At 59.2% G+C, this 13,600-nt stretch carries 8 protein-coding genes; 4 read left to right on the forward strand and 4 right to left on the reverse strand.

Going from position 1 to position 13,600, the window contains the following annotated elements; translation table 11 throughout:
- On the reverse strand, window positions 1-2,511 hold the full coding sequence (locus tag GGE33_RS05340) for an ATP-dependent helicase (RefSeq protein ID WP_183685877.1): 2,511 nt from the start codon (window positions 2,509-2,511) through the stop codon (window positions 1-3).
- 295 nt (window positions 2,512-2,806) lie between these two features.
- Here GGE33_RS05340 and GGE33_RS05345 point away from each other — a divergent pair, with 295 nt between their 5' ends.
- From GGE33_RS05345 to GGE33_RS05360, 4 genes are all read left to right on the forward strand, one after another.
- On the forward strand, window positions 2,807-3,991 hold the full coding sequence (locus tag GGE33_RS05345; RefSeq protein WP_183821498.1) for an efflux RND transporter periplasmic adaptor subunit: 1,185 nt from the start codon (window positions 2,807-2,809) through the stop codon (window positions 3,989-3,991).
- The gene (locus GGE33_RS05350; protein ID WP_183821499.1) at window positions 3,988-7,176 is read left to right on the forward strand and encodes an efflux RND transporter permease subunit; all 3,189 of its coding nucleotides are present in this window, start codon (window positions 3,988-3,990) and stop codon (window positions 7,174-7,176) included. Before GGE33_RS05345 ends, GGE33_RS05350 begins: the two co-directional genes overlap by 4 nt.
- 97 nt (window positions 7,177-7,273) lie before the next feature.
- The gene (locus GGE33_RS05355) at window positions 7,274-8,692 is read left to right on the forward strand and encodes an FAD-binding oxidoreductase (RefSeq protein ID WP_183821500.1); all 1,419 of its coding nucleotides are present in this window, start codon (window positions 7,274-7,276) and stop codon (window positions 8,690-8,692) included.
- Between the two features lie 53 nt (window positions 8,693-8,745).
- Window positions 8,746-12,414 carry an AsmA family protein gene (locus tag GGE33_RS05360; RefSeq protein ID WP_183821501.1) on the forward strand — a complete coding sequence of 1,223 codons (3,669 nt, stop codon included), beginning with the start codon at window positions 8,746-8,748 and terminating at the stop codon, window positions 12,412-12,414.
- 4 nt (window positions 12,415-12,418) lie between these two features.
- On the opposite strand, the gene GGE33_RS05365 is transcribed toward GGE33_RS05360, so the two are convergent.
- The 3 genes from GGE33_RS05365 to GGE33_RS05375 all read right to left on the reverse strand — a co-directional run bounded on the left by GGE33_RS05365 (window position 12,419) and on the right by GGE33_RS05375 (window position 13,515).
- On the reverse strand, window positions 12,419-12,688 hold the full coding sequence (locus tag GGE33_RS05365) for a ribbon-helix-helix domain-containing protein (RefSeq protein ID WP_148147643.1): 270 nt from the start codon (window positions 12,686-12,688) through the stop codon (window positions 12,419-12,421).
- 104 nt (window positions 12,689-12,792) lie between these two features.
- Complete coding sequence (locus GGE33_RS05370; protein ID WP_148147644.1) at window positions 12,793-12,987, reverse strand: DUF4169 family protein; 195 nt, start codon at window positions 12,985-12,987, stop codon at window positions 12,793-12,795.
- 24 nt (window positions 12,988-13,011) lie between these two features.
- Window positions 13,012-13,515 carry an SspB family protein gene (locus tag GGE33_RS05375; protein WP_148147645.1) on the reverse strand — a complete coding sequence of 168 codons (504 nt, stop codon included), beginning with the start codon at window positions 13,513-13,515 and terminating at the stop codon, window positions 13,012-13,014.
- Window positions 13,516-13,600: the final 85 nt, after the last annotated feature.

Below are 13,600 nucleotides of genomic sequence, written 5' to 3' on the forward strand. Positions count from 1 at the left end.
TCACGCTTTTTCCACAAAACCATCCAGAACGCGCTTTTGACCAGCTCGGTCAAATTCGATCGTCAGCTTGTTGCCTTCGATCGCCATGACATTGCCATTGCCGAACTTGATGTGGAAAACCCGATCGCCGATAGTGAATTTCGATGGCGTGTCGGCCACCGACTTGGCCACAAGCTCGCCGTCGATCGTGCGGCCGCGCGGGCCGCTTTCTCCGTAACCGATGCGTTCCACCGCATGGCCGGAGCGGTTGCCCCAATTGTCGCGAGTGGCGTCCGTCTTGTTGGCCTGGGCGCGTTTCCAGCCTGGCGTCGAGTAGTTGTTGGCGAACGGATCGGCCTTGTCGAAACGCGACTGGCCGTAACCGCCACGCCCGCCATACCCGCCGTAATTCGATGAATCGGAAGCTGCCACATCGACGTGGTTCTGCGGCAGTTCTTCCAGGAAGCGGGACGGCATGGTCGATTGCCATAGGCCGTGGATACGCCGGTTGGAGACGAACCAGATATGGCAGCGGTGCTTTGCGCGCGTGATCCCGACATAGGCGAGGCGGCGTTCTTCCTCGAGACCGGATCGACCGCCTTCATCAAGCGCCCGCTGATGCGGAAAGAGGCCTTCCTCCCAACCAGGCAGAAAGACCGTGTCGAATTCCAGCCCCTTGGCCGAATGGAGCGTCATGATCGAGACCGCGTCGAGGTTCTCGTTCTGCTCGGCATCCATGACGAGAGAGACGTGCTCAAGGAAGCCGCGCATGCTGTCGAACTGCTCCATCGAGCGGATCAGTTCCTTCAGGTTGTCGAGACGACCCGGTGCTTCCGCTGACTTGTCGTTCTTCCACATGTCGGTATAGCCCGACTCTTCGAGGATCTGCTCGGCAAGTTCGGTATGTTCCGTTCTTTCAAGCCGTTCCTGCCAGTTCCTGAAGTTCTGCACGACATCGAAAAGCGCCTTGCGCGCCTTCGGCTTCAGCTCATCCGTTTCGACCATCTCGGCCGCGGCCTGCAGCATCGGAATGTCGCGGGCACGGGCGGAATCGTGCAGATAACGCACGGTCGTATCGCCAAGCCCACGCTTCGGCGTATTGATGATACGCTCGAAGGCCAGATCATCCGCCGGCTGGCAGACGAGGCGGAAATAGGCCATGGCATCGCGGATTTCGAGCCGTTCGTAGAAACGTGGACCGCCGACGACGCGATAGTTCAGGCCGAGTGTGACAAAGCGATCTTCGAACTCGCGCATCTGGAAGGAGGCGCGCACGAGGATCGCCATATCGTTGAGTGCATGCTTCTTGCCGTCGCCGTCACCCCGCTGCAGCCGCTCGATCTCCTCGCCGACGGCACGGGCTTCTTCTTCCGAATCCCAGGCTGCATGAACGATGACTTTCTCATCGTCCGGATCGACGCGATCGGTGAACAGCGTCTTGCCGAGCCTGCCTTCATTATGGGCGATCAGGTGGCCGGCAGCGCCGAGAATGTGCTCGGTGGAACGATAATTGCGCTCCAGCTTGATGACCTTGGCGCCCGGAAAATCCTTTTCGAAGCGCAGGATGTTGTCGACTTCCGCACCTCGCCATCCATAGATCGACTGGTCGTCGTCGCCAACGCAGCAGACGTTCTGAGGCACGTTCTTAGGTCGCTGTGCCAGCAGGCGCAGCCACATATATTGTGCGGTATTGGTGTCCTGATACTCGTCGACCAGAATATAGCGGAATTTCTCGTGATATTCCTTCAGCAGGTCCGGCGTCTTGCGAAAGATCGCGATCGGATGCAGCAGAAGGTCGCCAAAGTCGCAGGCGTTGAGCGTTCTCAAGCGCGCCTGATAGGCAGCGTAAAGTTCGCGGCCCTTGCCATTGGCGAAGGCGCGCGCGTCTCCTTCGGGGATATCGTGTGGAAGCAGCCCCTTGTTCTTCCAGCCGTCGATCATGCCGGCGAATTGTTTTGCCGGCCAGCGCTTGTCGTCCAGGCCCTCGGCCTGGATCAGCTGCTTGATCAGTCGAACCACGTCATCGGTATCGAGAATGGTGAAGTCCGAACGAAGTCCGACGAGTTCGGCATGGCGACGCAGGATCTTCACCCCGATCGAGTGGAATGTACCAAGCCACGGCATGCCTTCGACTGCACCGCCGACGAGGACGCCGATACGCTCCTTCATCTCGCGCGCCGCCTTATTGGTAAAGGTGACGGCGAGAATCTGGCTTGGCCAGGCTTTACCGGTCGCCAGAATATGAGCGATACGAGTGGTCAGGACACGCGTCTTTCCGGTACCGGCTCCTGCAAGAACAAGAACCGGGCCGTCCACGGTTTCCACGGCCTCGCGCTGTTCAGGGTTCAGGCCGGATAGATAATCCGCGGCAGGGCGTGCGCCATCGCGCGCTGCCATGGCGCGAGCCGCTATGCCCAATCCACCTGATGCCCCGCTCTGGAGTTGCTGGCGATCAGATGGGGCTTGCTGCCTGCGCGGCGCGGGTTCCGGCTCTTCATCGAAGAACGGAATATCGTCGAAACTGTTACTCATGCGGCCAATGTAGTGATTCGAGCCGGAAAGGCCAGTCGATGTTCTCTTTTCATTCCCGTTTTGGTGGATGAAATAGTCCATCACGGTGCGAATTGAACTACGACACGCGAAAATCGTTCAAGCTGACAAAGCTGTCGATAACGACGTTTTTTGCAACCAAAGGGATGATCTCATTCTGACATAAGCGTGAAATCCCGTGATGTTACAAATCGGTAAGGCAGTGGTGCAGCCATTGCTTGTTAATAGGGAAACGAGGATACTCCTCATACCCATAAGATACTTCACGAGGACATGAATGCGGATCTGGAACCAGCTTCTTCTGTCGGCTGCGGTTTTACTCGGAGGCCTCTGTTTCTGGGTTTATCTGTCGGCGGATGCTGGCCGCACGCTGGTCTCGATGGGAGTGCCTGAGGCAATCGTCTCGACGATCAATCCTAAAGCGAGGGAACCGGCTTCGGCGACCGTGGCCGGAAGCGGCCAACGCTCGACAGGCGCGGGCGGCAACCGGCAGAATTCGTCGGGCGGGCAGGCCGTGCTGGTTGCAACACGTCCGGTCGGAACTGGCATCGTCAACGACAGCCTTTCCGCAATCGGTGATGGTGAGGCGATCCAGTCGGTTATCGTCATGCCGCAGGCGGCGGGCACGATCAACGAGATCCTGGTAAAATCCGGTGATCAGGTGAAGAAGGGGCAGGTTCTCGCCCAGCTAGACGATGACGAACAGATCATCCTGCGCGATCAGGCACAGGTGCTTCTTCGCAGCGCAAAGGAAAAGTCGGAGAGCTACCAAAACCTGAAAAGCTTTTCACGGCTCGAAGTGCTCGATGCGCAAATTGCCGAAGAGACGGCTCAGCTTGCGCTAACCAATGCGCAGCTCTCGCTGAAGCGCCGGTCCGTTGTGGCGCCGATCGATGGCATCGTCGGTATCGTCGCCATCAATATCGGCGATAACGTCACGACGTCGAGCAATGTGGTGACCATCGACAACCGATCCGAACTGCTCGTCGATTTCTGGGCGCCAGAGCGGTTTGCCGTGCAAGTGAAGACTGGCATGCCGGTGGAGGCCGCGTCGATCTCCCGTCCCGGACAGACATTCAAGGGGTCTGTCGAGGCGGTGGATAACCGCGTCGATCCCGCCAGCCGCACGATCCGCATCCGCGCAAAAATTCCGAATGGCGAAGATGAATTGAGGGCTGGGATGTCCTTCGGCGTTACCATGCGTTTCCCCGGCGAAACCTATCCCGCTGTCGATCCACTTGCGATCCAATGGGATACGCAGGGCTCCTTCGTCTGGCGGATCGAAGACCACAAGTCGGTAAAGGCGAGGGTCAGGATCATCCAGCGCAATCCGGACGCCATTCTTGTTGCGGCAGACCTGAACGAAGGCGATGCGATTGCAACGGAAGGCCTGCAGCGGGTTCGCGAAGGTGGTGCAGTGCGCATTGCCGGTGAAAAGCCGCCGGAGGTTGCCAGCCGATGAGCGAGGATAAAGGCGGACAATCGCACGAGGTCGCGCAGGGCGGATCAAACGGCCAATCCGGCAAGCAGGGTTTCACCGCGCTTTTCGTACGGCGTCCTATCCTCGCCGCGGTCATCAACACGTTGCTGGTGGTCGCCGGTCTTGCCGCGCTTGTCGGTGTCGAAGTCCGCGAGCTGCCGGATGTCGATCAGCCGGTGATCAGCGTTCGCACCACCTATGATGGTGCATCGGCGCAGACGATGGACCAGGAGGTGACCGATGTCATCGAGGGTGCCGTTGCGCGAGTCAGCGGCCTGAAAACGATCTCATCGATTTCCGACTTCGGCCAGAGCCGGGTCACACTCGAATTCAGCGATACTGCGGATCTGGCTGTGGCGGCGAACGACGTGCGCGATGCGCTCGGCCGCGTGACCGGGCAATTGCCGGAGGATGCCGACGAGCCACGCATCATCAAGGCGGATAGCGACAGCCAGCCGATCATGCGTCTTGCCGTGACCTCGTTCACGATGTCGATGGAAGAGCTGACGCTTCTCGTCGATAACGAGGTTTCCGACCGGCTGGCCGCCGTCGATGGTGTTGCCGATGTCGAGCTTTACGGCGATCAGGAGAAAATCTTTCGCGTTGACGTGAACCAGACGGCGCTGGCGAGCCGCGGGTTGACGATTGCGGACCTTTCGAATGCATTGTCCACCGCTGCCATGGATGTGCCGGCGGGATCACTGGAATCCTCGACACAGGACATCGTCGTCCGTGCCACGGCCAATCTCACCAAGCCGGAAGACTTCGAAAATATCCTTATCAACGACAATGTCCGGCTTCGCGATGTCGCGACCGTAATGCTCGGGCCGGATGATGGGACGACGGCGCTTCGGTCGAACGGCATCCAGGGCGTCGGTCTCGGCGTGCTCCGACAGGCTCAGTCGAATACGCTCAGTATTTCCGAAGGTGTTCGCGCCGCCGTTGCAGAATTGTCGAAGAGCCTGCCGGAAGGCACGCGGATCGCGATCACCAGCGATGACGCCGTGTTCATTCAGGGCGCGCTGCACGAGGTAGAGATTGCCCTTGCCCTCTCGGGTACGATCGTGGTTCTGGTCATCTTCCTGTTCCTGCGCGACTGGAAGGCGACGCTCATTCCTGCGCTGACCATGCCGGTTGCGCTGATCGGCACGCTGGTCGCGATCTATATGGTCGGGTTCTCCATCAATATTCTCACACTTTTGGCCATCGTTCTGGCGACCGGACTTGTCGTCGATGATGCGATCGTCGTTCTGGAAAATATCGTGCGGCGGAGAGCTGAAGGCATGGGGCCGCGTGCTGCGGCCGTGATCGGGACGCAGGAAGTGTTCTTCGCGGTTCTTGCGACGACGGCCACGCTCGCCGCAGTCTTCATCCCACTTTCCTTCCTGCCCGGCCAGATGGGCGGTCTGTTCCGCGAATTTGGTTTCGTTCTCGCTTTCGCTGTGGCGCTTTCATCGATCACGGCGTTGACGCTCTGCCCGATGCTTGCCTCGCGGATGCTGACCAAGCCGATCAAGGAGAAGCATGACGGGCTGCTCGGTCGATTCGGCACGTTGTTTGCCAATGTCTATCGAACGACGCTCCATGCCTGCCTCAACGTGCCGGCTGCAGTCGTTGTGGTCGCGCTACTGTTTGGTGGTGCTGGCTACATGGCCTTCAAGACGGTCAAGAGCGAACTGACACCGCCGGAAGACCGGGCGATGGTGTTCCTGCGTGCCACCGCGCCGGAGGGCGTCAGCCTGAAATATATGCGGGACAAGCTGCAGCAAGTTGAAGAAAAACTTCAGCCGCTCGTCGACGCGGGAGAGATTCAGAACATCTATTCGATCTCGGGGCAGGGCGGAGCGAAGAACAACGGCTTCATGGTGCTGACGCTCGCTCCCTGGTCGGAGCGCGAGCGCAGCCAGGCGGACATCGTCCAGGATATCAACGCGGCGACGGCGACTGTGCCGGCACTCAGAGCCTTCGCCCAGCAGCAAAATAGCCTGCGTATCCGCGGCGCCGGCAACGGGTTGCAGATGGCGCTGGTCGGTACCAGCCACGAACAATTGACGGCGGCTGCGGCAAAGCTGGTGGATTCGCTGCGTGAGACCAATCTGTTCGATACGCCACGCCTGAACGATGAGCCTAATCAGGCGCAAATTTTCATAACGGTCAATCGCGAACGTGCGTCTGACCTCGGTATCGACATCAAGGCTCTCGGTACGGCGGTGCAATCGCTTCTCGAAGGGCGTTCTGTCGTCGATGTGTTCGTCGATGGCGAGGCGATCCCGGTCAAGCTCAAGTCAACCACGAGGCCGATCGACGATCCAACCGATCTCGAAAGCATCTTCCTGAAGACCAAGGACGGACGAATGGTGCCGATGTCGACCGTCGCGACATTGGAGGAACGCGCGGTGTCTCCGACGTTGCGGCGGGAGCAGCAGCTTGCTTCGGTTTCCTTCTCCGCGGGTCTCAAGGAAGGTGTATCGCTCGGCCAGGCGGTTCAGGTGGCGACCGAACTGGCTCAGCCGCTGTTGCCACAGGGATCGCGTCTGATCCCGCTTGCGGAAGCGGCGACGCTCAAGGAAAATTCCAGCGGCATGGCGCTGACCTTCGGCTTTGCCATCGCCATCATCTTCCTGGTGCTGGCAGCCCAGTTCGAAAGCGTGCTGTCGTCTATCATCATCATGTCGACGGTGCCGCTGGGGCTTGCCTGCGCCGCGTTTGCACTGGTGCTGACGGGGTCCAGCCTGAATGTCTACTCGCAGATCGGTCTCGTCCTGCTTGTCGGGGTGATGGCCAAGAACGGCATTCTGATCGTTGAGTTTGCCAATCACCTGCGAAACGAGGGCGCCAATTGCCGGGAGGCGATCGAACGGGCCTGCAGCCTGCGTCTGCGGCCAGTGATGATGACGATGATCGCAACCGTGATCGGTGGTCTGCCCCTGGTTCTGGCTCAAGGGGCCGGTGCCGAGGCCCGTATCGCGCTTGGTTGGGTGATCGTCGGCGGCCTCGGCTTTGCCACGCTGGTGACGCTCTACATTACGCCGGTTGCCTATCTCCTGCTTGCCCGCTTCGCCAAGCCGCACGCGCATGAGGAAGCCCGTTTCCATGACGAGCTGGAGAATGCGAAAAAGAGCCGGGCGAACGACAGCAAGCAGCCTCCTTTGATGGCAGCCGAATAGGATCTGTCATCACGTACCGGGTCGACCGCCTTTCGGCTGGACAAACAAGGCCCTGTCTCCTAACCAATCTCCTGCTCAGCATGCAGGAGAATTCGACATGGCAATTCGGGACGTTCAGTCTGGCGCGCGCAACGAGGACGGTATCAGCACTGTCCTCGGGATTTTGAAGCAGGCGTTCGGGGATCGTTTCCAGACCGGCCAGTCGTTTCGCGAACAGCATGCCCACACCACCACCTATTTGCCGGCGCAGCTGCCGGATGGCGTCGTCTTCGTTGAGACTAGCGAAGACGTAAAATTGATCGTCGGGATCTGTGCCGAACATCGCGTCCCCGTCATCCCGTTCGGTGTCGGCTCCTCGCTCGAAGGTCAGGTGAATGCGCCGTCCGGCGGCATTTCGGTTGATTTTTCGCGTATGAACAAGGTGCTGAGCATCAGTCCGGAAGACCTCGATGTCACGGTTGAGCCCGGCATTACCCGTGAAGAGCTTAATCGTGAACTGCGCGATACGGGGCTTTTCTTCCCGATCGATCCCGGTGCCAATGCCACCATCGGCGGTATGGCTTCGACCCGCGCTTCGGGCACGAACGCGGTGCGTTACGGCACTATGAAGGACAATGTTCTTGCGCTCACCGTGGTGACTGCCAACGGTGAGGAAATCCGCACCGCGCGCCGTGCCAAGAAGTCTTCGGCGGGTTATGACCTGACCCGACTTTTCGTCGGTGCAGAAGGCACGCTCGGCGTCATCACTTCGGTGACGCTGAAGCTGCAGGGTATCCCTGAAAAGATCGGTGGCGGCGTCTGCGCGTTTCCGACGATCGAAGATGCCTGCAATGCAGTCATCATGACGATCCAGATGGGCATACCTGTTGCGCGCATCGAGCTTCTGGACGACGTGCAGATCAAGGCCTGCAACGCCTATTCCAATCTTTCCTATCCCGAGAAGCCGACGCTTTTTCTGGAATTTCATGGCACCGAGGATACGGTCCGTATCCAGTCGGAGCAGTTTGCCGAGATCGCTGCCGAATGCGGCGGCGACGAATTCCACTGGACTGCCAATGCCGAGGAGCGAACCAAGCTCTGGAATGCGCGGCACAATGCCTATTGGGCGGGGCGCGCGCTCGACCCGTCGCTAAACGGTCTTTCGACGGATGTCTGCGTGCCAATTTCGCGGCTCGCCGAATGCGTTGCCGAAACTCAGGCAGATATCCGCAATTCCGGTCTTCTCGCGCCCATCGTCGGCCATGCAGGAGACGGGAATTTCCATGTTCTGGTGCTCTTCGACGACAAGGACCCAGCATCGGTTGCTAATGTCGAGGCATTCACGGAACGGCTCAGTCGCCGCGCGCTTGCCATGGATGGTACCTGCACCGGCGAGCACGGCGTGGGGCAGGGCAAGATGTCCTATCTCGACGAAGAGTTGGGTGGCGCACTTGATGTCATGCGGTCTGTCAAAAAGGGGCTCGATCCCGAAAATATCTTCAATCCCGGCAAGATCTTCCGTATGGCGCAGGCGTGACTTGAACGCGACTGCCGATCCGGTAGTGTGAGTGAAACAGGAGAATTGGGACGGTGTTTGGACGCGTGATGGTGGCAATCGGCGGCTCGATCGTCGTGGTTCTTTTTGCCGCGCTGCTCGCGCCGTTCGTGCTTGACTGGTCGAGCTTCCGCGTCGAATTCGAGCAGCAGGCGAGCCGTATGCTCGGCAAGAAAGTATCGGTACACGGCGAGGTCGATGCCCGCCTACTCCCGTTTCCATCGATCACCTTACATGACGTCCGCGTCGGGCAGGATGTTGACGGCAAGCCGTTGGCACAGATCGCCAGCTTTTCCATGGATATGGAGCTGGCACCGTTTCTTTCCGGTGAGGCGCGTATCTTCGATATGCGTATCGAGGATCCAACGGTACGCGTCCGCGTCCTGAAGGATGGGACGCTCGACTGGATGCGCGGAAGCCGGCCGGCCATTCCGACGCGTGTCGTGGTGATCGAGGATGTTCACATCAGCAATGCGGCGGTCGCCGTGATTGATGAGCAGTCCGGGCGGTCCCGAAATATCACCGGGCTGACTGCGGAAATGTCGGCGGCGTCGCTTGCCGGCCCGTGGCGCGGTGAGGGGAATGCTATCCTTGACGGTGAAGAGGGGCGCTTCAGCCTCGTTACCGGCGCCGCAGATGTCGAAACGAAACGTCTGCCGCTCAGGCTGCGGCTCTGGCCTGAGGACGAACCTCTCGAGGTCAATCTCGACGGTGAACTGACCCTGGCTGAAAACGTGCCGACCTATAGCGGCAGCTTTACCGTGAATGTGCTGCAGGAAGAGGACGAGACAGAGCCGGTTAGCGCTCCACTGCCCGGGCCTCGGGTTAAGGGCGGTTTCGAAATAACCAATGACCGGATACGGGTCGCCGACTATCGGCTTGAGGTTGGTGCGCTCAACGAACCTTACGTAGTGACCGGTGAGGCCACGCTCGATACCGGCAGCAGACCCGAATTTCTGCTGACTGCCGAAGGACAGCAGATCGACGTCAATAAGCTCGGACAGCAGGGAATGCGTGGCAAGACGGGCCGCGATGCCGCTGCATCCGCGCAGCGCCGGCTGCAGGCGTTTGTCGAGATGGCCGCATCCATTCCCATTCCGCAGGTTCCCGGTCGCGCCAGCCTCAAGCTGCCGGCCGTTGTTTTGAACGATACGACGATCCGCGATATCCAGCTCGACGTGCGTCCGGCGGATGGCGGCTGGACGGTTGACAAGGCGATTGCGACCTTGCCGGGACGGACCCGGATGGAAGCGACCGGTGCGCTGGTGCTGGAGGGCCTTCCGTCTTTCAAGGGCGACATGCTGCTTGCCTCCACCCAGCCGTCCGGCCTTGCCGACTGGCTTTCCGGCCGCGTCGATCCGGCAATCCGCCAACTCCGCACGGCAGGTTTTTCGGCCAAGGTCGATCTGACCACCAACGTCCAACGTTTCGACGGACTGGAACTGGCGATAGGTCCGGCAACGCTCAAGGGCAGTATGGAGCGGCGGTCTCAGGGCACCCAATCGCCCGGATTGTCTGTGGACCTTGCAGGCGATGAAATTGATCTCGATGCGATGCGGGCGCTTGCCTCGCTGGTCACAGGCGAGGATGCCGGTCACAGCGTGCTGGATCACCGGCTGGAGGCAAAGCTCAAGGCCGAGAAATTGACCGTATCCGGAGTCGTCGCGAAGAATGTCGATACCGCCTTCACCATGGCGGGTGGCGTTCTGGCGCTTGGGCATCTGTCCGCGGGCGATATTGCAGGTGCTCGCGTGTCTGCCGAGGGCGAAGTGCAGGGCTCGCTGCTCGATTATCGCGGGACCGCAAAGGTGCATTTCCAGTCGGCAGACCCGACGGCATTCATGGCGATGCTCAAGCAGCAATTGCCGGCGCATCCGGTTCTTGACCGTCTGAGCGCCAATGCATCCTACTATTCCGAAGCGGACCTGACCGCGGACCTGAGCATCGGAGAGCAGTCGGATGGGGCGTCGGTGAAGGTTGCCGGCTCCATTAACGGCAGTGCGGTCAAGGTGGACATAGAGCTGCCGACTCTGTTCAATCTGACAGGCGGAAACGCAATGGCGATTGCGGCGTCACTGGATAATCCAAAGTCGGAAATCCTGCTCGGTCAGGCCGGCCTTAACATTCTGCCGTTTGGCGGCGATGGGCCGGGCAAGCTGGCGCTAAATGTTGATAAGTCTTCCGATGGACCCGCCCGCGCGACGCTTGCCTTCAATACGGATCGGACATCGCTTGCCGCCAGTGGTGACATATCGCTGATGGCGGATGATTTCGCTGAGGGGCGGGGATATGTCGAGCTGAAGAGCCAAAACATCGAACCCTATCTGCTTCTGACCGGTATCGGAATTCCGCAGTTCGGCGGCGGTTTGCCGGTCGATCTCAAGGCCGATCTGGCGCTGACCGACAAGTCAATCGATGTAACAGCGCTGCGCGGGAATGCGGATGGCAACGCTTTCGATGGGAAGCTTTCAGTCGATCGTGGCTCCGCCAGCCTCAAAGCCGATGGTGCGCTTGCCGTCGATATGCTGGATCTCGCCTGGCTTGGCGATGCTGTCTTCGGTCCGGTGACAAATCCCGAGAATGGAGAGCCGCTGGCAGAACCATTCTCGCTGCCTGTTTTCGGCGACAGTGAAGTTTCGCTGGATGTGAAGGCCAAGGACTTTCATGCGGGCGAGATCGGGCGGGTCGCGAACTTCTCGACGAAGCTTCTGCATCGGGGAGGCGGCATTTCTCTCGATGATGCTTCCGGCGAATGGCAGGGCGGAAAAATTGCAGGCAAGCTTCTGATCTCCAATGGAAACGGCACCGGCATCATGCAGACGAAACTGCATGTGGAAAATGCCGATCTGTCATCCATCGTCTGGCGCAATGGAGATCGCACTGTTGCGGATGGCAGGGTCAGTTTCGATGCCTCGGCCGAGGCAAGCGGCGGCAATATGCGCGATCTTGCTGCTGCTCTGAGCGGATCAGGCGAGGTTCAGCTTTCTGATGTGACTGTTCACGGCATCAATCCGGACCTGCTCAAGACCGTGATGGCGTCGACCGATGCCGCGAAGGGCGAGGTGAAGGAAGCGAGTGTCGGTGGCAAAGTGGCGGCCCTCGTCCATCAGGGCGAAGTGGCTTTTGGGCAGGTGCATATCCCGTTTTCGATCAGTGGCGGTGAATTGCGCGTCCAGGAAATCAGGTTGCCATCGAGAAGTCTCAACCTTGCGGCGGAAGGAACTGCTGGCATTTTCGAGCGCGGCATGAATGCCTCTGTCGCTATCTCCTACAATGCCGGTGACGATGCGGTTGCCGGTGGAGACCCGACTGTGCGCCTGCTTTATTCGGGCGATCGGACGAAGCCCAAGGAACGCATAGATATTGCTGCCCTGACGAACTTCCTGTCGATGCGCGCCTATGAGCAGGAGCGTCGACGGGTGGAAATGCTTCAGTCAAGCGTACTGGAAAAGCAGCGTCTTCGCCGCGAGGTCTCGCTTTACAACTTCAATGCGACGGAGCGTGCGGCAGAAAAAGCCCGTGTTGAGGCCGCGCAGCGGCAGCGTCAAGCGATGGTCGAGGCGGCGAAAGCTGCGGAAGAGGAGCGGCAACGCAAGGCGAACGAACTTCAGCTTACAGTGCCGCCGACCAATGAGAACCTGCAACCCGGCAATCAGGTTGGCAGGCCTTTCGGCGAAGGAAATTTGCCGGGTCTCGGCCAGTAGCGATTCAGGCGCGCGCTTTTGCCGAAGGCAGCGGTTCATTCGCCATGTCGTTACCTATAACCGGGTCAGTTCCCTTCAGATAGCGGAGAACGTAGAGGCGCAAAGAGGATGAGAGGTTGCCTAGGCCACCGCGTTCGTCATCGACTTCGGTGATGAGGCTGGCGAGGCTCATGCCTCTTTCCTTGGCGATCGCCTTCAATTCGCACCAGAATTCGTCCTCCAGGGAAAAGCTCGTTCGGTGACCGTGAAGGGTGGCGGAATGCTTGTGAATCAAGAGTGGCTCCGTGATCGTCATGACCAGAGGCCCCTATAAATTTGGCGGAACGGTGTGGGTCAAGCGACCCAAATGGGCACAGCTAACAGGCCGTTAATGTCCACTTATTCTGGATTTTTTTGAGACTTTTCCAGCTTTCCCTGATTTAGGGATTTCTCAGCCTTGTCGTTTAGCGCTGTCGTCAGTGATTTCTCAGCCTTGGTGCGGCCATGGCTGATACGGCTTTGCTCGGCGTGCTTCTCTTTCTCGGAGCGCGCCTTGGTCTTCTTGAATTGCCGGAGATTGACGACGTCACCCATGGAACGATCTCCCGTCGATCTGGCCTACTGCTTCTTCCGGAAGGAATCGAGGGACACGACCGAGCCTTCCTTCTTCTCTTCGCCGTCTTCTTTTGCAGGTTCTGAAGTCTTGGCGATTGCCTCCACCGGAATGGCGGTGATTTCCGCGGAAGTTTCATCTTCCTCGGTCAACGGCACCTCGAATTCCAGTTCGAAATTCACCGAGGGATCGTAGAAGCCGCGAATGGCATTGAACGGGATGACCAGGCGTTCAGGAGTATCGGAGAAAGAAAGACCGATTTCGAACTGCGTATCGGTTACCTTCAGATCCCAGAACTGGTGCTGTACGACAATCGTCATCTGTTCGTTGTACTTCGCCTTCAGGTGCTGCGAGATGCGCACACCGGGCGCGCCTGTAAGGAAGGTAATGAAGAAATGGTGGTCGCCGGGCAGGCGGCCTGTAGCCGCGACCTCTGTCAGAACCTTGCGAATAACGCCACGCAGCGCATCCTGTGCCAGAATATCGTAACGGATATGATCCTGAGCCATGCGGTCCTGTCTTTCCCTGTTAACGTCTTTTAGTAAGACGCGTTATGCCATGCCATTTCAACGGACGGAAGTCCCGAGCCGCCGA

Origin of the sequence: Aliirhizobium cellulosilyticum (genome assembly GCF_014198105.1) — a bacterium.
In the GTDB taxonomy this organism is placed as follows: domain Bacteria; phylum Pseudomonadota; class Alphaproteobacteria; order Rhizobiales; family Rhizobiaceae; genus Neorhizobium; species Neorhizobium cellulosilyticum.

Coding starts and splice junctions, on each gene's coding strand:
- GGE33_RS05350 (WP_183821499.1), top strand. CDS start 3,988: ATGAGCGAGGATAAAGGCGGACAATCGCACGAGGTCGCGCAGGGCGGA.
- GGE33_RS05340 (WP_183685877.1), bottom strand. CDS start 2,511: ATGAGTAACAGTTTCGACGATATTCCGTTCTTCGATGAAGAGCCGGAA.
- GGE33_RS05370 (WP_148147644.1), bottom strand. CDS start 12,987: ATGGGTGACGTCGTCAATCTCCGGCAATTCAAGAAGACCAAGGCGCGC.
- GGE33_RS05355 (WP_183821500.1), top strand. CDS start 7,274: ATGGCAATTCGGGACGTTCAGTCTGGCGCGCGCAACGAGGACGGTATC.
- GGE33_RS05345 (WP_183821498.1), top strand. CDS start 2,807: ATGCGGATCTGGAACCAGCTTCTTCTGTCGGCTGCGGTTTTACTCGGA.
- GGE33_RS05375 (WP_148147645.1), bottom strand. CDS start 13,515: ATGGCTCAGGATCATATCCGTTACGATATTCTGGCACAGGATGCGCTG.